General features: G+C 65.6%; 20 protein-coding genes. 4 read left to right on the top strand and 16 right to left on the bottom strand.

Translation table 11 applies throughout. The annotated features are described in order from the left end of the window. Nucleotide 1: 1 nt before the first annotated feature. Nucleotides 2-583, top strand: coding sequence for a CoxG family protein (locus tag AC1D3B_RS25720; protein ID WP_478193503.1), 582 nt, complete (start codon nucleotides 2-4; stop codon nucleotides 581-583). Nucleotides 584-629: 46 nt separating this feature from the next. On the opposite strand, the gene AC1D3B_RS25715 is transcribed toward AC1D3B_RS25720, so the two are convergent. From AC1D3B_RS25715 to AC1D3B_RS25700, 4 genes are all read right to left on the bottom strand, one after another. Beyond that, entirely contained in the window at nucleotides 630-1,454 is an 825-nt protein-coding gene (locus tag AC1D3B_RS25715) for a GntR family transcriptional regulator (RefSeq protein ID WP_478193502.1), read from the bottom strand. 729 nt (nucleotides 1,455-2,183) lie between these two features. Beyond that, nucleotides 2,184-2,510 (bottom strand): hypothetical protein, encoded by a 327-nt coding sequence (locus AC1D3B_RS25710; protein ID WP_478193501.1) that lies wholly within the window; start codon nucleotides 2,508-2,510, stop codon nucleotides 2,184-2,186. Between the two features lie 255 nt (nucleotides 2,511-2,765). Next, nucleotides 2,766-4,679, bottom strand: coding sequence for a tannase/feruloyl esterase family alpha/beta hydrolase (locus AC1D3B_RS25705; RefSeq protein WP_478193500.1), 1,914 nt, complete (start codon nucleotides 4,677-4,679; stop codon nucleotides 2,766-2,768). An 83-nt stretch (nucleotides 4,680-4,762) separates the two neighbouring features. Further along, a complete protein-coding gene (locus tag AC1D3B_RS25700; RefSeq protein WP_478193499.1) occupies nucleotides 4,763-5,716 on the bottom strand; it encodes a LysR family transcriptional regulator in 954 nt (317 codons plus the stop codon). Between AC1D3B_RS25700 and AC1D3B_RS25695 the strand changes: the two genes are divergently transcribed. Then, nucleotides 5,715-6,761, top strand: a complete 1,047-nt coding sequence (locus tag AC1D3B_RS25695; RefSeq protein ID WP_478193498.1) for a tripartite tricarboxylate transporter substrate-binding protein — start codon at nucleotides 5,715-5,717, stop codon at nucleotides 6,759-6,761. The two genes, AC1D3B_RS25700 and AC1D3B_RS25695, sit on opposite strands and share 2 nt — an antisense overlap. 233 nt (nucleotides 6,762-6,994) lie before the next feature. Here AC1D3B_RS25695 and fba read toward each other — a convergent pair whose 3' ends face one another. From fba to AC1D3B_RS25635, 12 genes are read right to left on the bottom strand one after another with little or no spacing between them, the layout of a single operon-like run. Further along, the gene (gene fba, locus AC1D3B_RS25690; protein WP_478193497.1) at nucleotides 6,995-7,993 is read right to left on the bottom strand and encodes a class II fructose-bisphosphate aldolase; all 999 of its coding nucleotides are present in this window, start codon (nucleotides 7,991-7,993) and stop codon (nucleotides 6,995-6,997) included. 15 nt (nucleotides 7,994-8,008) lie between these two features. Further along, nucleotides 8,009-9,208 carry a phosphoglycerate kinase gene (locus tag AC1D3B_RS25685; RefSeq protein WP_478193496.1) on the bottom strand — a complete coding sequence of 400 codons (1,200 nt, stop codon included), beginning with the start codon at nucleotides 9,206-9,208 and terminating at the stop codon, nucleotides 8,009-8,011. Between the two features lie 13 nt (nucleotides 9,209-9,221). Next, nucleotides 9,222-10,247, bottom strand: coding sequence for a type I glyceraldehyde-3-phosphate dehydrogenase (gene gap, locus AC1D3B_RS25680; RefSeq protein ID WP_478193495.1), 1,026 nt, complete (start codon nucleotides 10,245-10,247; stop codon nucleotides 9,222-9,224). After that, the gene (gene tkt / locus AC1D3B_RS25675) at nucleotides 10,244-12,322 is read right to left on the bottom strand and encodes a transketolase (RefSeq protein ID WP_478193569.1); all 2,079 of its coding nucleotides are present in this window, start codon (nucleotides 12,320-12,322) and stop codon (nucleotides 10,244-10,246) included. Before tkt ends, gap begins: the two co-directional genes overlap by 4 nt. Nucleotides 12,323-12,341: 19 nt before the next feature. After that, nucleotides 12,342-13,220 carry a phosphoribulokinase gene (locus AC1D3B_RS25670; protein WP_478193494.1) on the bottom strand — a complete coding sequence of 293 codons (879 nt, stop codon included), beginning with the start codon at nucleotides 13,218-13,220 and terminating at the stop codon, nucleotides 12,342-12,344. Nucleotides 13,221-13,254: 34 nt separating this feature from the next. Further along, a complete protein-coding gene (locus AC1D3B_RS25665; RefSeq protein ID WP_478193493.1) occupies nucleotides 13,255-14,325 on the bottom strand; it encodes a class 1 fructose-bisphosphatase in 1,071 nt (356 codons plus the stop codon). A 23-nt stretch (nucleotides 14,326-14,348) separates the two neighbouring features. After that, the gene (locus AC1D3B_RS25660; protein WP_478193492.1) at nucleotides 14,349-15,032 is read right to left on the bottom strand and encodes an HAD-IA family hydrolase; all 684 of its coding nucleotides are present in this window, start codon (nucleotides 15,030-15,032) and stop codon (nucleotides 14,349-14,351) included. Next, nucleotides 15,032-15,730: a ribulose-phosphate 3-epimerase gene (rpe, locus tag AC1D3B_RS25655; protein ID WP_478193491.1), complete on the bottom strand. Its 699-nt coding sequence runs from the start codon at nucleotides 15,728-15,730 to the stop codon at nucleotides 15,032-15,034. Before rpe ends, AC1D3B_RS25660 begins: the two co-directional genes overlap by 1 nt. Next, complete coding sequence (locus tag AC1D3B_RS25650) at nucleotides 15,727-16,542, bottom strand: HAD-IA family hydrolase (protein WP_478193490.1); 816 nt, start codon at nucleotides 16,540-16,542, stop codon at nucleotides 15,727-15,729. The genes rpe and AC1D3B_RS25650 overlap by 4 nt, the downstream gene beginning before the upstream one ends. Continuing rightward, a complete protein-coding gene (gene cbbX, locus AC1D3B_RS25645) occupies nucleotides 16,539-17,438 on the bottom strand; it encodes a CbbX protein (RefSeq protein ID WP_478193489.1) in 900 nt (299 codons plus the stop codon). The genes AC1D3B_RS25650 and cbbX overlap by 4 nt, the downstream gene beginning before the upstream one ends. An 8-nt stretch (nucleotides 17,439-17,446) precedes the next feature. After that, nucleotides 17,447-17,866 (bottom strand): ribulose bisphosphate carboxylase small subunit, encoded by a 420-nt coding sequence (locus AC1D3B_RS25640; RefSeq protein WP_478193488.1) that lies wholly within the window; start codon nucleotides 17,864-17,866, stop codon nucleotides 17,447-17,449. 23 nt (nucleotides 17,867-17,889) lie between these two features. Further along, the gene (locus AC1D3B_RS25635; protein WP_478193487.1) at nucleotides 17,890-19,356 is read right to left on the bottom strand and encodes a form I ribulose bisphosphate carboxylase large subunit; all 1,467 of its coding nucleotides are present in this window, start codon (nucleotides 19,354-19,356) and stop codon (nucleotides 17,890-17,892) included. A gap of 113 nt (nucleotides 19,357-19,469) precedes the next feature. Between AC1D3B_RS25635 and AC1D3B_RS25630 the strand changes: the two genes are divergently transcribed. Both AC1D3B_RS25630 and AC1D3B_RS25625 read left to right on the top strand, forming a co-directional pair. After that, the gene (locus tag AC1D3B_RS25630; protein WP_478193486.1) at nucleotides 19,470-20,477 is read left to right on the top strand and encodes a LysR family transcriptional regulator; all 1,008 of its coding nucleotides are present in this window, start codon (nucleotides 19,470-19,472) and stop codon (nucleotides 20,475-20,477) included. A 569-nt stretch (nucleotides 20,478-21,046) separates the two neighbouring features. Next, a complete protein-coding gene (locus AC1D3B_RS25625) occupies nucleotides 21,047-22,138 on the top strand; it encodes a hydrogenase small subunit (protein ID WP_478193485.1) in 1,092 nt (363 codons plus the stop codon).

Raw genomic sequence — 22,138 nt, 5'->3', positions numbered from 1 at the left:
TATGGAACTCACAAGCACAAAGACCGTCCCGGCTTCTGTCGAGGAAACGTACGCAGCCCTGACCAATGCGCAGTTTCTCAAGGACTGCATCCCGGGATGCGAAAGCATCGAAGACGCAGGTGACGGCAAATACCAAGTCACCCTGTCCGCAAAGATCGGTCCGGTGAGCGCGAAATTCAAAGGATCGATGTCCATCGTCGATCCTCGTCCGCCGACGGCCTACAAGCTGGTTTTCGAGGGCAAAGCCGGACCGGCAGGCTTCGCCAAAGGCAGCGCAGACGTAGCGCTGGCCGCGGAGGCCGCCGCCACCAGCATGACATACACCGTCAACGCCGATGTTGGCGGCAAGCTCGCTCAGGTTGGCGCGCGCCTGATTGAAGGGGCGGCGAAAAAAGTCGCTGACGATTTCTTTGGCGTATTCATCGCAAAGATGCAAGCCCGAACTCCCCCGGCAGCGACAACCTATCCAACCGACTCCACGCTGGCTGCGCCGGCCTCGGCGTTCGCGTTACCCGCATGGAAGGTCGCCGCGATCGCCGCCGGCGCGATCGCAATTGGCGGAATTACCTGGCTGCTTCGCTAAGGTTCGGAAATCCGCCCGCGCTCGAACTCTGACGCGGACGGCCCCTTCAGGCCGAAGCGCCGGCCTTGCCCAACGCCCTTTGCACACGTTTTGCTTTTGGGGCCGGCTCCTCGCACGGCTCGATTTGGCGGCGACCTTCTGCAAACATCGACGGAGCGGCCTCCGATGCACGCAATACGCCGCGCGAAGTCTCTTCCAGGTGCTCGGCAAGCAGTTGCTGAGCTTTGGTCGCATCGCGCGCAAGTACGGCGTCCACAAGAGCCTTGTGCTCCGCCATCACGTCGCGTCGCACAGGTTTGACCTTTCCTGCAGCGAGCCCCGCGAGGTTCCGATAGCGCTCAGAACGGTCATACAGAAGTCCACAAAGGTAGCGAAGCCAGCGAGAGCCGCAACCCTCCACCAGGACCTCGTGAAACTGTCTGTGCAATTGACGCCAGTCGCGCCATTCAGCCGCGCTCGAATGCTCGAGAGAATCCGGCACGCGACGCGAAAGGCGATGGTAGGCGGCAAGCACGGCCGCCTCCCAATCGACGCTTCCGATCCCAATGGCCTTGCCCAAGGCGAGCTGTTCGACCTCGATCCGAGTGGTCGTCAGGTCCGCCAGGTCCTCCCTCGAGACCCGGGCCACGCGGAACCCTTTTTGGTCAACCGCTTCGACCAGCCCTTCCGTGACCAGTCGCGACAGCGCCTCGCGCACCGCGGTTGCACCGACTTCATATTGCTGCGCCATCAGGTTGATGCGCAATTTGTCGTTGGGCCGAAGCCGACAACAAATGATGTCCTCGCGCACGCGCTCGAAGGCGAGCGTGGTGAGGTTCTTACCACCACCGCCTGTGGGCGAGTCGGGATGAGGACTGGATGCTTCGTTCACGGGCCGAAATCTGGAATGGAACGATCTTAGCATGTGCCGACATCATGGCGAAACATCGATAGAATCCACCACCATCGAGACTTTAGTGCCGTGAGGGCGGCGAAACTCCTCGGCAAGCCGATCTTCCGCAGCCCCAGCTACGCCTCAGAATGTGGCCTAACAACTGGGACTGGATAGACGGTCTGCTCCGGACTCAGCTGCGTTGACGCGGATGACGCCGCAGCGGCGTGGTCAGTCCAGCACCACACGGCTCGGGTCGAGTTGGCAACTCCGCGCAAGCGGGTCGTCGCTGCTGAAAAGAGAGCATCGACCTCGCCTTCCAGGCTCGGCGCCTGGTGTCCTTGAAAGTCTCGAAAGATGGGCGAGCGCGCTGCCGGGCAGAGCACCGCTCGACAGATCTTTGGCCAGTTGCAGTGCCAGCAGGAGCAGCGCGAATGCGAGATCGCACAATTGCGATAGAGCTTGGCGCCATCGGCGGTCGCGCTGCTTCGGCTCGAGGCTCGCCGCGAGGAAACAACGATGGCACTGGCCGCGCCAAACGCGGTCACCGAAGAGCACCGGCGGGGATGAACGCCCACGCCACCGCCGTCGATTCGTCCAGGTTTTGGGGGTCAGTTCAATTGGACCATGACACCAGTTTGGCGCGCCGATCGACTATGTACTTGTCCGTACCTGGCTTGAGGCATCCCTCAGTAGCCCCACGCGCAGCTGCAAATCGGACGGTCTCATTCACCGCCCATCACGTGCCAAGCCGTTGGATGCGCTCGGCATATCAACGTCGCAATGCGAATTCGTGCTGCGCCGCAAGCCGAGCAACTCGACGCTGCGTTCCCGCAGCAACTCCGAGTCGCTCCCCAGAGCGCGCTGCAGACACTCTTCGATATAGGCGCCATCTCTCTGCAAGCGCGACAGATCGACCCGCCAGCCCACGCCAGCCATGAGCCATTTGAAGTCGACCAAATTGAGGAAGGCGTCGTATTCTTCCGAGCCTTTGGCATGTGTCGCATTCATGTATTCCGCCGCCCACGGATCCTTATCATGCTGAAAATCGGACATCCTCAAGGGTGCGTCCGGCGTTACCTCGGGTAAGGACCTGAACGCCGTCTACGAGGACACCTACACTGCCCTGAAGCCCAACTACCGCCACTTGGTCACCTTCGACGACTGCTTGTTATTCGATATGGCCGGATGGCACCGCGCATCTGGACGGCCGGCCGCGACGGTCAGATGTGGAAAGCGCTCGAAGGCTGAAGCAGAACGACATCTCTATGAGCGCTACCGAATACCACAAGACGCTCTTCGCCTCCGCGACTAACGGCAGTCGTAACTGGCAGCGGCCTTGACCGATCCAGATCCCGCATATGTCGCCTTCTGCGGGTACAGGCACAGCGGCATGGCGATGCTGCCGTCCGCCGAGCTCACGTCGATACGGGCCGGTGCAACGCCTTGCTCCACCCATTTGCGCAAGGCCATGAAGAGTTCGTCGCGGCCGTTGACGTACTGCGGCAGCGGCACCTTGGCACCATCGAGGTTCGCGTTGGTTGACGGGTTTATCGAAGCGCTCGTCGAGAGTGTGCTGTCGTGTGCGAGGCCGGGAATCAGGAACAGTCGATCGAAGGTCTGCACAGCCGCCGTTCCGCCCATCGTTGCTGAAACGCGATAGAAGTAGTTGAGCGAGCCCTGAGGCATGATCTTGTCGTCGGCCAGGCCGTGATAGGTCAGGAGCTTTCCGCCTGCATCCCGCCACGCACCGAGGTCCGGATTGTCCGTGTTGATCTGGCTGAACGCGCTTTGCAAAGCGACGCCTCGTGCTGATGCGGCCGCCAACGTTGCATAGTCGAGCGACTTCCACCTGCTGGTTCCGTTGCCCGTCGCATTCGTGAACGTGTTGCCGGCGTAGGCCGCATCCTGGAGCTCCAGCGCAACTTGGTCGGTTGCGATCGCGAACGGGGTCGCGCCGGCCAACGACAGGGCCAGGTTGGTTCCCCGCGTCAGTCCCCACCAGAGCTGGTCGGAGTTGCTTTGCGTGGGGCCAGCGCCGTTGTCGACCGCGGGGTCGGGAAAGGTGCCTGTGACGGTCTGTCCGTACCAGATCTGGTTGATTACGCGCGCTTCGGCGAGGCTGACGCACGACGCACTGGCGCTTGCGCCCGTCACACCGTTACCGGCCACGCCCGAGCACAGCACATTCGCGTCCTTCGTAGGGTCGTAACGGCATTGGAGCGGATCAGCCAGGAAGCCCAGCCCCAGCGTGTCGCACGCCGTGACGGCCGCGCCGCTGACGAGGGCGATCTTTGACGCGGCCATCGGCGTGCCCAATTCGCGCTGCATCGCCACCTGCGGGTAGAGCTCGGCCGTGATGAACTTTGTCCAATTGAAGGCCGGCGCGCCGGCCAGGATGCCGTTGAAGTCGCTCGGATATTTCTGGGCCAGCTTGAAGCCCTGGCGTCCGCCCGTCGAGAAGCCGTCCCAGTAGGCATAAGCTTGCGCTTCACCGTAGTAAGCCTTAGCGAGCGCCTTGGTCTTCACTGCCATCTCGTGCAGGCTGCGCTCCGCGAAGTCCTGCCAGAGCACCGTATTAATAGTGCCGTCGGGGTTCATCGCAAAAGAGCCGTTGTTGAGCAGCGCATGGCCGTGATCGGAAGCCGAGACGACGTAACCCTTGTTGACGGCCGGCAAAAACTGGGTTCGCGAGCCGATCTGCGCCGGGTCGGCGTGCGTGCCTCCGGCCCAGCCGCCGCTGCCCATCGCGCGAATGACGCGGTTCCACGCCGAAGGTGCAGGCAGCCACACCTCGATGCCTATGCCTGCCGAAGTCGACGGTGCACCGGCCGGTCCGGGGTTCCCGGGACCGACAAGCAGTTTGACGAAGCACATGTCCACTCCCGCGACCGGTGGCGTCGGAGACGCCGGCGTGCCGGAGAGCGCGATCGGGTCGCCGGCCTTGAATGCATGCACCACGAGCACTGACGTGCTGGCGTCGGGCTTGAAATTGGCGCCGATCGAGTCGTCACAGGTGAGCTTCGTTGCGACCGGCGGCGTTGTGGCAACGGGCGCCGGTGTCGTGGGCGAAACGATCGAGGGAAATCCGGCGCCGTTACTGCCACCGCCGCCACAAGCCGCGAGGGTTCCCGCGACGGTCACCATCGCCAGCAGCTTCCATGCCCTGTGCATGAGTAGCACAACGCGGTTCAGGCCCCATCGGGCCGATGCTTCGTATTTCATTTGTCTCCTTTGTTTGGAATTGCCGGGGGCTCGCGGAGTGTTCGCAATCCACAGACAGGTGACAAATCGGAAATTGAAGCGAGCTATTCGAATTGCCTATAGCTAGTGATCGGGATGGCGGCCAAGAAGCGAAGCATGCGCAAGCTGGAGTCGCGCGAATCGCCGTGCCGCGCGAGCACGCCGAGTCCGGGCATCGGCGGCAGACCAGGCAGTGGCAACTCCGCGATCGCACCAGCGTCCAGCAGGTCGCGCACGAAACTCCAGGGCACGAAACCCAGCAACCCTTCCTCTTCGAGCAGCCGGCGAATGAGCGTGTGGCTGCGCGTGATGACCGGATGGGTGCTGACGTCCGCCGGCGCTTGTTCGCATAGCCCGTCGAACACCTGCCGCGCGATCGAGCCCGCGGGCGACAACAACCACCGTTCACGCCATGCGGACCTCCATGTGACGCGGCGCATCGCCGCCAGGCGGTGGCTTGCCGCGCAGATCACGGCCAGCCGGTCGTCCTGCAAGGGCATAAAAGACCAGCCATCAGGAAGCACGGCGGGCCGCCGACAGACCACAATGTCGACTTCTCGCCGCGTCGCGGCCAACAGGAGATCGTCGCCTTCGGCCTCGCGGATTTGGATCCTGATCGCCGGAGATGTGCGGCAGAACGCCGGCAGCGCCTTCAACAGAATTCCGTTCATCGCAGAGGCAGACGCCACGACCCGGACGACGCTCGCCCCTTTTTCCTGGCGCGCGAAGACAATCTCCGCGCTTTCCGCCGCGACCTGCATCAACTGGCGCGCGACCGGAAGTAGGTCAAGGCAGGCCGGGGTCGGGCGCACACCGCGCGCATGCCGTTCGAACAGCCTTGTCTGCAGTAGGCTTTCGAGGCTGGCGAGGGTTTGCGTTACGCTTGGTTGTGCCAGCCCGATCTGCTCAGCGGCGCGCTGGACGCTGCCCAGCTCCGCCACCTTGAGCAGGATCTGGATGTGGCGGAATTTGCCGCGCGCCAGCATTCGATTGAGAAGAACCGAGGCTGTCTCTCGCATGGAATTGATCGGAAATCAGAAGGTGTATGCAACGGCCCCGATCGTAGGCCAACTGCCTGTTGGTTGGCACGGCGGGCCGCAGCGCCGCGCGGCGTTCCTCGCGTTGCTGGGCCTTGCCGCGGCGGGCGCGATGCGGGCGTCCAGTGCCTGGGCAGGCGACACGAGCATCGTGCGCCTCGTCGTCGCCGCGCCACCGGGCGGTTCCTCGGACCTGCTCGCGCGCCGGCTGGCCCGAGACATGCAGCCGGCCCTCGGGCGGCCAGTGATTGTCGAGAACCGGCCGGGCGCAGGCGGCGCCATTGCCGCCGCATTCGTCGCGCGCGCGGCACCCGACGGGAACACGGTGCTTCTGTCGTCGTCCGTCGACGCCGTCCAGCAAACGCTCCACCCGGGACGCGCCATCGACATCCGCACTGACTTCGTCCATGTCACGCAAGTCGCGGCCACCACGAACGTGCTTGTCGTGCATCCCTCGCTGCAGGCACGAAGCGTGGACGCGCTCGTCGACGAAGCGCACGCGCATCCGGGCCGGCTGGCGTACGCAAGTGCGGGCAAAGGATCGTCGGGGCATCTCGCCATGGAAATGCTCAAGCAACGTGCGAAAATCGACGTGGTCCACGTGCCCTACCAAGGAGGGGCGCCCGCCTTCAACGAGTTGTTGAGCGGCCGCTTGCCCCTGATGTTCACCAATCCTGACCAGGCACTGCCATGGATTCGGCGGCAACGCGTGTGTGCGCTCGCCGTGAGCAGTCTCCAGCGCATTGGGGTGCTGGATGCCGTTCCCACCGTCAGTGAGTGCGGATTCCCCGGCTTCGAGGCTACTGCATGGGCCGGGCTGTCCGTGCCACGGGGGACGCCCCCTTCGCGGGTCGGCACATTGCACGATGCAGCGTGCATAGCCATGAACGGTGCCATGCGCGCGGAGGAAGCAAGTATCGGCATTGAGATCGTGAGCTCATCTCCCGAGCGCTATGACGCATTCATCCGAAGCGAAGTTGGCAAGTGGGCCGAACTAATTCAGATGACCGGCCTCGATCTGAATTGAGGTCAGTGGCCCGACACATGCCCGGAAGCTGGCGCTGAGCGATGCCAGCGGTGTGAGAGTCGCGGTGACGGCTTCGACGCTGCCAGCCGCAAAGTCGTCAACGTGCTCAGCATCACGCCCGACGCGGCCGCAAAGGCGAAGTGCTATCTGCTGCTGACGGCGCCCCGGCTTCACTGGACTCCTCGCCGCTACTGCGACAGAACCCAAATAGCCATTGGCCGCCCGGCTCTTGATCAGATATGTGCGGCCTGGCCGGCACAGCCAAACGCCTCGAAGCGGTCCACGCAGAGATCACGCGCGGCCAAGGTCGCATCCTTGAGGAACCTGCGGGGATCGAAATCCCGCGGGTTCCTGGTCATCGCGCGACGCAGCGCGCCGGTCATCGCCAATCGAATGTCGGTGTCGATGTTGATCTTGCGCACGCCATGACGGATCCCTTCGCAGATCTCGGCCACCGGTACACCGTAGGTTTCCTTGATCTCGCCGCCATGCTCGCGGATGATCTGAAGCCACTCCTGTGGCACCGACGACGAGCCATGCATGACGAGATGAGTATCGGGAATGCGGGCGTGGATGGCCTTGATGCGATCGATCGCGAGGATATCGCCGGTGGGCTGGCGGCTGAACTTGTACGCACCATGCGACGTACCGATGGCAATCGCCAACGCATCGACGCCGGTGCGTGCCACGAAATCCGCCGCTTCGTCGGGGTCGGTCAGCAACTGGGCGTGCGACAGCACGCCGACCGCCCCCACGCCATCTTCCTCGCCGGCCAGGCCCGATTCGAGCGAGCCCAGGCAACCGAGCTCGCCTTCGACTGACACGCCCACCGCGTGCGCCATCTCGACCACGCGACGGGTGACTTCGACGTTGTACTCATAGCTGGCCGGCGTCTTCGCATCTTCCTGTAGCGAGCCGTCCATCATGACGCTGGTGAAGCCGGAGCGGATCGACTGAATACAGACAGCCGGACTCGAGCCGTGGTCCTGGTGCATGACGACCGGGATGCCCGGGTACATCTCGGCCGCAGCCTCGACCATCTTGCGCAGGAACGGCTCGCCAGCGTATTTGCGCGCGCCGGCCGAAGCCTGCAGGATGACCGGGCTGTCGGTCTTCTCGGCGGCCTGCATGATGGCCTGGATCTGCTCCAGGTTGTTGACGTTGAAGGCAGGCACGCCGTAGCCGCACTGGGCGGCGTGGTCCAGCAGCTTGCGCAGGGAAATCATGGCCATAGGGTCTCCGGTGGATCAAAAAGGGGAATGCGATTCACGCGCACGCTCCTGGAGCGCGCGCACGGCCGGCAAGGTCTTGCCTTCCAGAAACTCGAGAAAGGCACCGCCGGCGGTGGACACGTAGCCGATCCGGTCGGCGATGTTGAAAGCATTGATTGCCGCCACGGTGTCGCCGCCGCCTGCGATCGAGAAGGCGGCGGAACCAGCGATGGCCTGCGCCAGCGCGCGGGTTCCACCGGCGAACGCTTCGATCTCGAACACGCCCAGCGGGCCGTTCCACAAGACGGTCTTGCAGGCGGCCAGTTCCCCTAGCAACAGACGCACCGATTCAGGCCCGTAATCGAAAACCATCTCGTCCGGTGCGATGGCGTCGACACCGCAGATGCGGGTGACCGCGGCCGCCGAAAGTTCCCTGGCCGTGATCACGTCGACCGGCACGAACAGCCGTGCGCCATGGGCCGCGAGCGTGGCCACGACTTCGCGCGCCGCGGCCACCATGCCGGGCTCGCAGAGCGACCGTCCGACGGCCTTGCCGTCCGCCAGAAGAAAGGTGTTGGCCATGCCGCCGCCCACTGCCAGGACATCGACCCGCGCGGCCAGCGCATTCAGGATCGACAACTTGGTCGACACCTTTGCGCCGCCGACGATGGCGGCCATTGGCCGCGCCGGGTCGGCCAGCGCGCGGCCAAGGGCTTCGAGTTCGGAAGCCATCAGCGGACCGGCACAAGCCTCGGGGGCCAGTCGAGCCAGCGCCTCGGTCGTGGCTTCGGCGCGGTGCGCGGTGCCGAAGGCATCATTGACATAGACGTCGCACAGCTTCGCCATGCGCGCAGCCAGGGCAGGCGCGTTGGCCTTCTCGCCCAGGTTGGCGCGACAGTTCTCGAGCAAGACGACGCGGCCTTCGGTCACCTCGAAGCCGCCGTCGAGCCAATCGCACACCAGCGGCACAGGCATGCCGAGCAACTCGCCCAGGCGTCGGGCCACCGGTGCCAGCGATTCGCCGGCAGCCAGCGCGCCTTCGTGCGGCCGCCCCAGGTGCGAGGCAACCATCACGCGGGCGCCCTCACCCAGCGCATGGCGGATGCAGCCGAGACTGGCACGGATTCGGGTGTCGTCCGTGATGCGCCCCGCGGCGTCCAGGGGCACGTTCAGGTCGCAGCGGATGAACACGCGGCGCCCTCGCAGGGCGACAGTCGCCAGAGTCTTGAGCTTCATGGTGGCGCTTCTTTCAAACCTGCGCCATTGCACACGCGGTGTCGAGCATGCGATTGGAGAAGCCCCATTCGTTGTCGTACCAGGCGCAAACCTTCACGAGCCGACCCGATACCTTGGTGCAGGTCGCGTCGAAGATGCTCGACCTCGAATCGTGATTGAAGTCCACCGACACCAGCGGCTCGTCGCTATAGCCGAGCACGCCCGAGAGCGGACCGGCTGCGGCAGCTTCGCGCATCAGCCCATTGATCTCGTCCACGGTGGTCACCCGGCCAGCGATGAAGCTCAGGTCGACCATCGACACGTTGAGGGTCGGCACGCGCACCGCGAAGCCGTCGAGGCGCCCCGCGAGCGCCGGCAGCACCAGGCCGACCGCCGCAGCCGCACCGGTGCGTGTGGGGATCATCGACTGCGTGGCCGAGCGCGCGCGGCGCAGGTCCTCGTGGTAAAGATCGGTCAGGACCTGGTCGTTCGTGTAGCTGTGGATCGTGGTCATGAGGCCGTTCTCGATGCCGACCGTGCCGTGCAACACCTGCGCGACCGGCGCCAGGCAATTGGTGGTGCACGAGGCGTTCGAAACCACCGTGTGTGCCGGCCGCAGCGTGCCGTGATTGACCCCGTAGACGATCGTTGCATCCACGTCGGCGCCGCCGGGCGCGCTGATCAACACCTTGCCGGCGCCAGCGGCGAGATGGGCACTGGCCCGCGCCTTGGTGGTGAAAAGCCCGGTGCACTCCATCACGAGATCGATTCCGAGCGACTTCCAGGGCAGCTCCGCCGGATTTCGCGCCGATCTCACCTGGATGCGCTGCTCACCCACCACGAGGCAGTCTCCCTCGTGGCGGACCGGCAGCGCAAATCGGCCGTGCGTGGTGTCATGGCGGGTCAGGTGGGCATTGGTCTTCGCATCGCCCAAGTCATTGATGGCCACGATACGGATCGCATCGCCATTGCCATTGCCGTGGGACGGTGACTCGAACAATGCACGCAGCACGTTGCGGCCGATGCGGCCGTAGCCATTGATGGCAACTCTCAGGGTCATGATGCTTGATGGGAAAGGGAAGAGAAAACAGCTGAAGGACTGGACGAAACGGGATCCGCCGTGGCGGCCCGCCGGACCAATGCCCATGCCCGGTCCGCCACCACGTCGGCGGTGATGCCGAAGAGCTTGAAGAGCGCAGCGGCCGGTGCGGATTCGCCAAAGCGATCGATGCCCACGACATCGCCCTCCTCGCCCACGAACTTCCACCAGAGCGCCGTGCACCCGGCCTCGATCGCGAGGCGCGGCAGATGGCGCGGAATCACATCCCGCCGGTAAGCCGCTTCCTGGCGCTCGAACACGTCCATGCAGGGCATCGACACGATGCGCGAGGCAATGCCTCGGGCAGCCAGCAGTTCCGCGGCCGCCATCGCAACGCCCAATTCCGAGCCACTGGCCAGCAGCACCACCTGCTCACCCGCCGAGCGCCGCAACACGTAGCCGCCGCGGCCGATCGAGTCGAGCCGCGGCGTCGCACTTCCGGCGTGCGGCAGCGCCTGGCGCGTGAGCAGCAGGCAGCTCGGGCCGTCGACGCGGCGCAACGCTTCGCGCCAGGCAACGACAGTCTCGGTCGCATCGCCCGGGCGCCACACGTCCACGCCGGGAATCAGTCGCAGGCTGGACGCATGCTCGACCGGCTGGTGCGTGGGGCCGTCCTCGCCGAGGCCGATTGAATCGTGGGTGAAGACGTAGATCACCGGCAGTTTCATCAGCGATGACATCCGGATGCCGTTGCGCGCGTAATCGGAGAACGCCAGGAACGTCCCGCCGAAAGGTCGATAGCCACCGTGCAGCGCCAGGCCGTTCATGACCGCCGACATGGCGAACTCGCGCACGCCGTAGTGCACGTGGTTGCCCGTGCCTTTGCCGAGCAGCGGGCGATGGCCGCGCCAGTCGGTGAGGTTGGATCCGGTCAGATCGGCCGAACCACCCAGCAGTTCGGGAGTGGCCGGGCCGATGAACTGCAGCGCATCCTGCGAAGCCTTGCGAGTGGCGACCGCCGAGCGGGCACCCTCAGCCGCGGTGCAAGCGGCCGACAGCGCAGCCTCCGTCGACGGCGCCGGCGCCGCATCGCGCGCCTGCCGGCGCAGAAACTCGGCCGCCAGCTCGGGATGCGCAGCGGCGTAGGCGGTGAACGACCGTTGCCAGGCCGCGTTCAGGCGCGCACCGCGTGCAACCGCCGACCAGGCTTTCTGCACGGGCTGCGGAATCACGAAAGGCTCGTCGTGCCAGTCCAGCGCCGCCCGCGTCTTCACGACCTCGTCGGCCCCGAGCGGCGCGCCATGCACATCGGCGGTGCCGGCGCGGTTCGGCGAACCCCGCCCGATGGTCGTCCGGCAGCACACCAGCACCGGGTTGTCGGCGTTCAGCGCCGCTGCCATCGCACGGTCGAGCGCTCCGGTGTCGTGTCCGTCCACGTTGCGCACCACGGTCCAGCCATAGGCTTCGAAGCGACTCGGGGTGTCGTCGGTGAACCAACCGGAGACGTCGCCATCGATCGAGATGCCGTTGTCGTCATAGAAGGCCACCAGCTTGCGCAGACCCCAGGTGCCGGCGAGCGAGCAGGCTTCGTGGCTGATGCCCTCCATGAGGCATCCGTCGCCCAGGAACACATAGGTGCGATGGTCGACGATGGTGTGCCCCGGACGATTGAATTCCTGCGCGAGCAGCTTCTCCGCCAGCGCCATGCCGACCGCGTTGGCCAAGCCTTGCCCCAGGGGCCCGGTCGTGGTTTCGACGCCCGGCGTCAAGCCGATCTCCGGGTGCCCCGGGGTGCATGAATGCAGCTGGCGGAATCTCTTGAGCTCGTCCATGGGCAACGCATAGCCGCTCAGGTGCAGCAGCGCATACAGCAGCATGGAGCCGTGGCCGTTCGAGAGCACGAACCGGTCGCGGTCCAGCCAGGCTGGATCCGACGGATCGTGGCGCAAGTGATGCCGCCACAGTGTTTCTGCAATGTCGGCCATGCCCATCGGCATGCCCGGGTGGCCGGAATTTGCAGTCTGCACGGCATCCATCGCCAAAACCCGCAGCGCATTGGCGCAGACTGCCCGCGGCACGGGATCGGTGTGTTGCATATTCATGGTGCTCGCTCCCTCAGGCGCCCAGCAGATTCTTGCGACGCTCGACCAGGCGCATGATCATCGGCGTGAAGATCAGCTGCATCGCAAGTTCCATCTTTCCGCCGGGCACGACCAGGGTGTTGGCGCGAGACATGAACGAGTCGTGCAGCATCGACAACAGGTACGGGAAGTCGAACCCACGCGGATTGGCGAAGCGGATCACCACCAGGCTCTCGTCGGCCGTCGGGATCGTGCGCGCCACGAAGGGGTCGGAGGTGTCGACGACCGGCACGCGTTGGAAGTTGATGTGCGTACGCGTGAACTGCGGACAGATGTAGTGCACGTACTCGTGCATGCGGCGCAGGATCACGTCGGTCACCGCCTCGGTCGAATAGCCGCGCGTGCTGCGGTCACGGTGGATCTTCTGGATCCACTCGAGGTTGATCACCGGCACGACGCCGATCAGCAGGTCGGTGAACCGCGCGATGTCCACCGTGTCCGTCGTCACGCCGCCGTGCAGGCCCTCGTAGAACAGGACGTCGCTGGCTGCAAGCGACTGCCATGGCGTGAAGGTGCCCGGCGGTTGCGCAAAGGGCTGCGCCTCTTCCTCGTTGTGCAGGTACTTTCGGCTCATTCCGTTGCCGGTTTCGGAATAGCTCCGGAAGAGTTGCTGCAGATCCTCGAACAGGTTGGCGTCCTCGCCGAAGTGGCTGAAATGGGGCCGCTCCTCGGCCTCGGCCTTGGCCATGGCGACCTTCATCGACTGGCGGTCGTAGCGATGGAAGCTGTCGCCCTCGACGACGGCAGCCTCCACGTTCTCGCGCCTGAAGATGTTCTCGAACGTGCGGGTTACCGAGGTGGTGCCCGCGCCGGACGAGCCGGTGATGGCGATGATGGGGTGCTTGGCAGACATTGGATTTCTTCGATACGGTGATTCGGTGCGGGGCTCAGGCGGTCGCGAACAGGCCGCGGCGGCCAAACAGGGGCGAGTCGAAGGCGCGCGGTGGCTCGTCGCGGTGGTAGGCCTCGATGCGCGAAACCTCCTGCGCCGAGCCGAACACGAAGCCGATGCGCTGGTGCAGCGCATCCGGCACAACCTCCATGAGCCGCGAGCGGCCGGTGCTGGCGCCGCCGCCGGCCTGCTCGATCAGGAACGAGATCGGGCTGGCTTCGTAGAGCAGTCGCAGGCGCCCTTCGCGCGCCGGCTCGCGGGTGTCGCGCGGGTAGAGAAAGACGCCACCGCGCATGAGGATCCGATGCGCCTCGGCGACCAGCGATGCGATCCAGCGCATGTTGAAGTCGGCCGCACGTGCACCGGACTGGCCCGCCATGCATTCGTCCACGTAGCGCTTCACGGCCGGCTCCCAGAACCGGCTGTTCGATGCGTTGATCGCGAACTCCTGGGTGCGCGGTGGTATCTGCAGGTTCGGATGGCTCAGCACCCACTCGCCCAGCAAGGGGTCGAGCGTGAAGGCATGCGTACCGCGGCCCATCGTCAGGACCAGCATCGTCGACGGCCCGTAGATCGCGTAGCCGGCACAGACCTGCTGCGTTCCCGGCTGCAGGAAGTCCGCGGTCGCGGGGTCGGCACCCGGCGCGACCGCGCGCAGCACGGAGAAGATGCTGCCCACCGAGACGTTGACGTCGATGTTCGACGAGCCGTCAAGCGGATCGAACAGCAGCAGGTACTTGCCACGCGGATGCTCGGGGGGCAGTGGATAGGGCGCTTCCATTTCTTCCGACGCCATGCCAGCCAGGTGACCGCCCCACTCGTTCGCGCGCAGGAACATCGTGTTGCTCAACACGTCCATGGTCTTCTGTTCCTCGCCCTGGACGTTGGCGGTGCCGGCGCTGCCCAGGACGCCGCCGAGCGATCCGTGCGCGACCTTGCGCGAGATGGCCTTGCAGGCCAGCGACACATCGGTGACCAGTGCGTTCAGGTCACCGGTGGCCTCCGGAAACCGGCGACGTTCCTCGATCAGGAACTGGGTGAGGGTAGATTTTCCTCCGGTGGGCATGGGCGTATCTCCAGGTAGTTGATTCAGTGGCCAAAGGCTCGCGGCGGGCCCATGCGGACCAGCAGGTCCGCGGGCCTCTCGAGGCGCCAGACGGGCTCGACCGGTTCGCTGCCGAGCAGGCCATAGCCCCACCCAGCCCAGGCGGCGCGGCATCCAGCGGCGCGCGCGGCCTGGCAATCGGTGGCCGCGTCGCCGACCATCAGCATGTGCCGCGGGTGCGTACCGAGGACCTGCGCGGCCTGCTCGATCAGCAGTGGCGAAGGTTTGCGCAAAGCGGCCGTGTCGGCGCCATGCACGGCGGCGAAATGGCCGAGCAGCCCGGCTCCCTCCAGCACGGCCCGTGCCAAGTCGGTCGGCTTGTTGGTGACCACCGCCAGCGGCATGTGGTCGCGTCCGAATTGCTTTAACAGATCTTCGACACCCGGATAGACCGAGCTGTCGGCGAACGGCCGCCGCAGCGTCACCGCGTCGAAGTCGCAGCGCAGGCGATCCGACAGCCGTTCGAGGTCGACATCCTGCAGATCGATGGCACTCAGCGCCCGCTCGATCAGCACGTCAGGCCCCTGGCCGATCCAGCCGCGTACGCGCTGCAGGTCGAAGCAAGGCAGATCGGCTTCGCGCAGCGCCGTGTTGAGCGCCAGCGCGATGCCGCCGGCGCTGTCCACCAGCGTGCCGTCCAGGTCGAAGGCGATCGCCTGGAAGCTCATCACGCCGGCCTCGCCCGACGCAACGGCGCGGAGTCGCGGATGTCGGCGATCGCCGCGCGATAGTCCTTGTTCCCAAACACGGCCGACCCGGCGACGAGCGTGTCCGCGCCGGCGTCGACCGCACGGCGCGCGTTGTCGGCGTTGATGCCGCCGTCGATTTCGAGCCACACGTCGCGGCCGCTGGCGTCGATCCGGCGGCGCACCGATTCGATCTTCGGCAGCACACTATCGATGAAGGCCTGCCCGCCGAAGCCTGGGTTGACCGACATCAGCAGCACCAGGTCGAGTTCGTCGAGCACGTGGTCGAGCCAGTGCAGCGGAGTCGCCGGGTTGAGCACCAGCCCGGCCTTCACGCCGAGCGACCGGATCAGACGCACCGTCCGGTGTACATGCTCGCTCGCCTCGGGATGGAACGAGAGAATGGACGCGCCCGCCTGCGCGAAGAGCGGTATCAGCGCATCGACCGGCCGCGCCATGAGATGCACGTCGATGGGCACGGGAATACCGTCCCGCATGCAGTGCGGGCGGATGGCCTCGCACACCATCGGGCCGACGCTCAGGTTCGGCACGTAGTGGTTGTCCATCACGTCGAAATGGATCAGGTCGGCACCGGCCTCGATCACGGCCTCGACCTCGTCGCCGAGATGGGCGAAATCGGCCGACAGCAGGCTCGGTGCAATGCGGGGATGGCGGCTCATCGGAAGCTCTCCTGGTGGTGGGGGCGCAGCGTGGTGGCGTTGGTGGCAGTGTGGGCAGCGGTCGCGAGGCGAGTGAGTTCGGGCAGGCCGAGCCAGGCCGCGTCGCGCAGAAGATGGCCGGGCTCTCCCTGCAGCGGCGCGTCGACGTCACCGAGATTCGGGAGCACCAGGCCGGCGTCGCCGAAGTCGGCGCCATCGCTCCAGAAGGTTGGCGTCACCAGCGTCCAGATCCCGGCCGCGCGGGCCGACCGCAGTCCGTTGAGGGAGTCTTCGATGGCCGCTGCGGACGCCGGCCCGATGCCCAGTTCGAGCAGCGCCAACGCATAGATGTCGGGCGACGGCTTCTTGGCCTGCACGCGATCGCCGCACGCGATCACGCTGAACAGGTCGGAGCCGCGCGCACCGAGGGCGGCGGCCAGCAGCGCATCGACGTTCGCTGCGCTGGTCGTGCTGGCGATGGCCAGCCGGCAGCCCGCTGTGAGCGCTTCGTCCATGAGCCTTGCCACGCCGGGCCGCAAGGGCACACCGCCGTCCCGGACCATCGCCGTGTAGAACTTCGTCTTGTCGGCATGGAGCGCGGGCACCAGGGCGAGCAGCCGCCGCCGCTCGGCGTCGGCGAGGTTGAGCGCATCGATGTGGTGGCACAGCCGCTCCTTGCCGCCGGTCACCTCGAGCAGGCACCGATAAGCTGCCGGCGACCAGTACCAGCCGAGGCTCTGGCGCTCAAACGCCAGGTTGAAGGCCACGCGGTGCGCTTCCTCGGTGTCGGCCAGCGTGCCGTCCACATCGAAGATCAGCGCGTCGATGCTCATGCCGTTCCCCCTGCCGACGGCTGTGTCGCGAACACGCGACTCGCGAGCACGTCCTCGGCCTGCAGCGTGCACAGCTGTTCCCGCGTCAACGCCGTGTCCGCCGAGAACAGGCGCGTCGCATGCCGCAACCGGATCCGGTCCAGCGCATTGCGGATCGAGCGCGCATTCGCGAAGTGCGGCTGTTCCTTGCGCAGGCTCAGGTAGCGCGCAAAGGCTGGCCCGGCTGCGCTATCGAAGCTGTAGTTCAGCTGCTTGAGCATCAACTGGGCGATCCGCATCAGCTCGGCTTCGGCGTAGTCGGGGAAGTCGATGTGATGCGCGATACGCGACGCCATCCCCGGGTTGCTGCCGAAGAAGGTGTCCATGCGGTCCTTGTAGCCGGCGAGGATCACGACCAGGTCGTCGCGGTTGTTCTCCATCACCTGCAGCAGGATCTCGATCGACTCCTGCCCGTAGTCGCGCTCATTCTCGGGCTTGTAGAGGTAGTAGGCCTCGTCGATGAACAGCACGCCGCCCATCGCCTTCTTCACCACTTCTTTCGTCTTCGGCGCCGTGTGGCCGACGAACTGGCCGACGAGGTCGTCGCGCGTCACCGCCACGAGGTGGCCCTTGCGCACGTAGCCGAGTTGCTTCAGCACCTCGGCCATGCGCATCGCCACTGTCGTCTTTCCGGTGCCCGGGTTGCCGGTGAAGCACATGTGAAGCGTTGGCGGCGTCGACTGCAATCCCTGCTCACCCCGCAGCTTGTCAATCAGCAGCAGTGCGGCGATGTCGCGAATGCGGCCCTTGACCGGCGCCAGGCCAATCAGATCGGCGTCGAGCCTGTCGAGCAGCCTGCGCGCGCCCGAGGCTTCGAGCAACGCGCCGGGGGTCGAGGTGGTTGCCGCATTCATCATTGGCGGCCTCAATAGCGCGAACCTTCGGGCGCGCGCTGCGCCGCATAGCCTTCGATGCTGTAGCGGATGGTGCGGCCCGGCTCCTCGGTGCGGACCAGGCGAAAGCCCGGTTCTTCCTTCGGGCGATTCACGATGAACGACATCACCACCGACTCGGTGCCGTGGGTCGAATCGAACGCAGTCAGCCGGATGTAGTGGTTCGGGAAGGTCCTGCGGCAGCTCCTCAGCTCCACCATCAGGCCCGCCGCGTCCGTGATGTCGAACATCGGGTTGCCGAACATCTCCCAGTAGGTGTTGCGCGGATGCGGGTCGTCGGTGTACTCGAGGCCGATCGCCCAGCCCTTGGCAAGGCAGTAGTCGATCTGCTTGGTGATCTGCGCGTCGGTGAGCTCGGGCAGGAACGAGAAGGTGCCTTGTGTGATTCGCATGGTGGCTCTCTTTGACGATGGCATCAGGACACGGCCGCGGTCGGCACGAAGTCGGAGGTGTCGGTCGAGGTGTAGTTGAAGCTGATCTCACCCCAGGTGTCGAGCGCGGCCTTCAGCGGCGTGCACCACTTGGCGGCGCCCAGCAGGATGTCAGGCCCCTCGTTCCTGATGTCGCGGCCCTCGTTGCGCGCCAGCACCATCGCTTCGAGCGCCACGCGGTTCGCGGTCGCGCCAGCTTGGATGCCTTGCGGATGGCCGATCGTGCCGCCGCCGAACTGCAGCACCACGTCGTCGCCGAACAAGTCGAGCAGCTGGTGCATCTGGCCCGCGTGGATGCCGCCCGAGGCCACCGGCATGACCTTCTTCAGCGCGCCCCAGTCCTGGTCGAAGAAGATGCCGCGGGGCAGATCGACCACCGTGTGGGTATCGCGGCAGACGTTGTAGTAACCCTGCACGGTCATCGGGTCGCCCTCGAGCTTGCCGACGGCCGTGCCGGTGTGCAGGTGATCGACACCGGCCAGGCGCAGCCACTTGGCGATCACGCGGAAACTCACGCCGTGGTTCTTCTGCCGCGTGTAGGTGCCGTGGCCGGCGCGGTGCATGTGCAGGATCATGTCGTTCTGTCGGCACCAGTGGCTCATGCTCTGGATGGCGGTCCATCCCACCACCAGGTCGACCATCACGATGACCGAGCCGAGTTCCTTGGCAAATTCGGCGCGTCGGTACATCTCCTCCATCGTCCCGGCGGTGATGTTCAGGTAGCTGCCCTTGACCTCGCCGGTGGCGGCACTGGCCTTGTTGACGGCATCCATCACGCACAGGAAGCGGTCACGCCAGTGCATGAAGGGCTGCGAGTTGATGTTCTCGTCGTCCTTCATGAAATCCAGGCCACCCTTCAGGCCTTCGTACACGACGCGGCCGTAGTTGCGCGCCGACAGACCGAGCTTGGGCTTGGTGGTGGCGCCCAGCAGCGGGCGGCCGAACTTGTCGAGGCGCTCGCGCTCGACCACGATGCCGGTCGGCGGGCCGGCGAAGGTCTTGACGTAGGCGACCGGGAACTTCATGTCTTCCAGTCGCGCGGCCTTGAGGGGCTTGAAGCTGAAGACGTTGCCGATGATCGAGGCCGTCACGTTGGCAATCGAGCCTTCCTCGAACAGGCTCAGGTCGTAGGCGACGTAGCAGAAGTACTGGCTCGGATTGTTCGGCACAGGCTCGACGCGATACGCCTTGGCGCGGTACATGCCGCACGCGGTCAGGCGGTCGGTCCAAACCACCGTCCAAGTCGCGGTGCTCGATTCGCCGGCCACGGCGGCGGCAGCCTCGATGGGGTCGACGCCATCTTGCGGGGTGATGCGGAACAGCGCGAGGATGTCGGTCTCCTTCGGCATGTAGTCGCCGTCCCAGTAACCCATTTGCGCGTACTTGAGGACGCCTGCCGCATAGCGCTTGGCGCTGTCGGTGATCTGTGTCGGTTCGTTCATTCGGCCCACGGGCACTCTCCTTGCTAAGGTTGATCGATTCCAGGTGTTCGATGCCTTCAATGTACGAAGCTCTTTTCATTTGTAATAGTTAATCTTTTTCTCGCATTCATTTGCTTTCACTAATGATCAAGAACGCCACGTTCCGGCAACTCGCCGCCCTGCACGCGGTGTCGCGGCTCGGCAGCGTCTCGCGAGCCGCGAGCGATCTGCACCTCACGCAGCCAGCGGTTTCGATCCAGATCAAGCTCCTCGAGGAAGCTGCCGGAATGCCCCTGCTGGAGCGTGAGGGACGTGGCGTCCGGCTGAGCGGCGCGGGCGAGGTGCTCTCGGGCTATGCGGGGCGAATCCTGGAGCTGTGGCGCGAGGCAGGCGACGAGGTGGCGGCCCAGCGGGGCGGCTTCTCCGGCACCCTGCGCGTGGGCGCGGTGACGACCGCGGAGTACCTGCTGCCGCCGCTACTGGTGGCGTTTGCCGACGGCCGACCGGAGGTCAAGATCCAGCTCAAGGTCGGCAACCGCAACGACATCGTCCACATGCTCGCGGGGCAGGAGGTGGACGTGGCCATCATGGGACGTCCACCGGCCGAACTGAAAACCAAGGCGGTGCCCTTCGCGCGCCATCCGATGGCCTTCCTGGCGGCGCCGACGCATCCGTTGATGACGCGGCGCCGGTTGGCAATCGCCGATCTTTCGGGCGCCAAGCTGCTGGTGCGCGAACGCGGCTCGGGCACCCGCACTACCGTCGAGACGCTCTACCGGGAAGCCGGGATCGCCTTGCGCGTCGGCTCGGAGCTGTCGAGCAACGAGGCCATCAAGCAGATGTGCGCGGCCGGCTTCGGCGTCGCCTTCCTGTCGCTGCACACCTGCCGGCTCGAGCTGGACGCCGGCATGCTCGCGCTGCTGCCGATGACGGCCAACCCGATCGAGCGCGACTGGTATGCGATGCATCTGGCGACGCGCCGGCTGCCGCAACTGGCCAGCGCCTTCATGCAGTTCCTGGCTGACGACGGCCAGCGTCTGATCCTCGCGCAACTGCGCGCGACCTCGGGTTCATCAACGAAGCGCGGTACTGCAAGGAGCCCGAATGACACTGCCGACCGAAGCCGACGGGCGCCAGCCGCTGGCCGATGAGAGCCGTCCGCCACGCTGCGCTGACGCGCGTTGCATTGCAGTGCTCCACCACGTGACCGCGTAACCCGCGGCGCATGAAACCCGCGCAGCCAAATGCCGGGGAGACCGCGGAACCGGGCTTGCCGGGCCGCTGGCATCGCCGCCCTCGAGGGGACTGAGTTCCGCAGCTCCAAGCCTGCCCTGCGCAGGCTTGGACGGAACCGAAGAGCCGCTGCCTCTGGCAGCGACGCAGGACGCCGCAGGCGCTTCGGGGGTGTTTCAACTCAGGGCTGCTGAGTTTCGCCGCGGGCGCCGGTGGAAGGACCGCTTGCACTTTGCCGACCGGATTGGAAGCGTCGCGGCGGCATGCCGTGAGGCGGTCGCCGCGCCTTGCGCCGCGCAGCCATCTTTGTCCAATCAAATCATGCACTTGCAGCGGCCATTCAGGGTTTTCCCAGGGAGCCGTGTGAACTGGTCCGCGAGTTGCAATGAAGAGGAAGCGGCAAGGCATGGCCTCCGAGGCCGACCCGGCCCCTCGCAGGCCCGCCGCTCCCAACGACATCGCCGCCAAGGCAAGGAGACAGCACACGATGGAAACGTTTTACGAGGTCATGCGCCGCCAGGGAATCTCGCGCCGCAGCCTGCTCAAGTACTGTTCGCTGACCGCCACGTCGCTGGGCCTCGGCCCGGCCTTTGTGCCGCATATCGCCCATGCCATGGAGACCAAGCCGCGCACGCCGGTGCTGTGGCTGCACGGGCTCGAATGCACCTGCTGCTCGGAATCCTTCATCCGCTCGGCGCACCCGCTGGCCAAGGACGTGGTGCTGTCGATGATCTCGCTCGACTACGACGACACGCTGATGGCCGCCGCCGGCCATCAGGCCGAGGCGATCCTCGAAGAGATCATGAAGAAGTACAAGGGGAACTACATCCTCGCGGTGGAGGGCAACCCGCCGCTCAACCAGGACGGCATGAGCTGCATCATCGGCGGCAAGCCCTTCATCGACCAGCTCAAGCATGTCGCCAAGGACGCCAAGGCGATCATCAGCTGGGGCTCGTGCGCAAGCTGGGGTTGCGTGCAGGCCGCCAAGCCGAACCCGACCCAGGCCACACCGATCCACAAGGTGATCTTCGACAAGCCGATCATCAAGGTACCGGGCTGCCCGCCGATCGCCGAGGTCATGACCGGCGTGATCACCTACATGCTGACCTTCGACCGCATCCCGGAACTCGACCGCCAGGGCCGCCCGAAGATGTTCTACAGCCAGCGCATCCACGACAAGTGCTACCGCCGCCCGCACTTCGACGCCGGCCAGTTCGTCGAGGCCTGGGACGACGATTCGGCACGCAAGGGCTACTGCCTCTACAAGGTCGGTTGCAAGGGCCCGACCACCTACAACGCCTGCTCGACGGTGCAGTGGAACGAGGGCACGAGCTTCCCGATCAAGGCCGGCCACGGCTGCATCGGCTGCTCGGAAGACGGCTTCTGGGACAAGGGCTCGTTCTACAACCGCCTGACCGACATCCACCAGTTCGGCATCGAGGCCAATGCCGACCGGATCGGTGCCACGGCCGCAGGCGTGGTCGGGGCGGCAGCGGTCGCGCATGCCGCCGCATCGGCCATCAAGCGGGCCGCACAGCACAAGGCCGAAAGCAAGACGGTCGACACCGCCGAACGCTGA

It is taken from the genome of Variovorax sp. P5_A3, from assembly GCF_056400665.1.
The sequence above is the reverse complement of the archived record's forward strand: the minus strand, read 5'-3'. Positions and strand labels throughout refer to the sequence as shown.

Excerpts from the sequence above, each read along its gene's own strand:
- AC1D3B_RS25720 (WP_478193503.1), top strand. The coding sequence starts at position 2 with ATGGAACTCACAAGCACAAAGACCGTCCCGGCTTCTGTCGAGGAAACG.
- AC1D3B_RS25710 (WP_478193501.1), bottom strand. The coding sequence starts at position 2,510 with ATGTCCGATTTTCAGCATGATAAGGATCCGTGGGCGGCGGAATACATG.
- AC1D3B_RS25705 (WP_478193500.1), bottom strand. The coding sequence starts at position 4,679 with ATGAAATACGAAGCATCGGCCCGATGGGGCCTGAACCGCGTTGTGCTA.
- AC1D3B_RS25695 (WP_478193498.1), top strand. The coding sequence starts at position 5,715 with ATGGAATTGATCGGAAATCAGAAGGTGTATGCAACGGCCCCGATCGTA.
- AC1D3B_RS25700 (WP_478193499.1), bottom strand. The coding sequence starts at position 5,716 with ATGCGAGAGACAGCCTCGGTTCTTCTCAATCGAATGCTGGCGCGCGGC.
- fba (WP_478193497.1), bottom strand. The coding sequence starts at position 7,993 with ATGGCCATGATTTCCCTGCGCAAGCTGCTGGACCACGCCGCCCAGTGC.
- AC1D3B_RS25685 (WP_478193496.1), bottom strand. The coding sequence starts at position 9,208 with ATGAAGCTCAAGACTCTGGCGACTGTCGCCCTGCGAGGGCGCCGCGTG.
- gap (WP_478193495.1), bottom strand. The coding sequence starts at position 10,247 with ATGACCCTGAGAGTTGCCATCAATGGCTACGGCCGCATCGGCCGCAAC.
- tkt (WP_478193569.1), bottom strand. The coding sequence starts at position 12,322 with ATGCAACACACCGATCCCGTGCCGCGGGCAGTCTGCGCCAATGCGCTG.
- AC1D3B_RS25670 (WP_478193494.1), bottom strand. The coding sequence starts at position 13,220 with ATGTCTGCCAAGCACCCCATCATCGCCATCACCGGCTCGTCCGGCGCG.
- AC1D3B_RS25665 (WP_478193493.1), bottom strand. The coding sequence starts at position 14,325 with ATGCCCACCGGAGGAAAATCTACCCTCACCCAGTTCCTGATCGAGGAA.
- AC1D3B_RS25660 (WP_478193492.1), bottom strand. The coding sequence starts at position 15,032 with ATGAGCTTCCAGGCGATCGCCTTCGACCTGGACGGCACGCTGGTGGAC.
- rpe (WP_478193491.1), bottom strand. The coding sequence starts at position 15,730 with ATGAGCCGCCATCCCCGCATTGCACCGAGCCTGCTGTCGGCCGATTTC.
- AC1D3B_RS25650 (WP_478193490.1), bottom strand. The coding sequence starts at position 16,542 with ATGAGCATCGACGCGCTGATCTTCGATGTGGACGGCACGCTGGCCGAC.
- cbbX (WP_478193489.1), bottom strand. The coding sequence starts at position 17,438 with ATGATGAATGCGGCAACCACCTCGACCCCCGGCGCGTTGCTCGAAGCC.
- AC1D3B_RS25640 (WP_478193488.1), bottom strand. The coding sequence starts at position 17,866 with ATGCGAATCACACAAGGCACCTTCTCGTTCCTGCCCGAGCTCACCGAC.
- AC1D3B_RS25630 (WP_478193486.1), top strand. The coding sequence starts at position 19,470 with ATGATCAAGAACGCCACGTTCCGGCAACTCGCCGCCCTGCACGCGGTG.
- AC1D3B_RS25625 (WP_478193485.1), top strand. The coding sequence starts at position 21,047 with ATGGAAACGTTTTACGAGGTCATGCGCCGCCAGGGAATCTCGCGCCGC.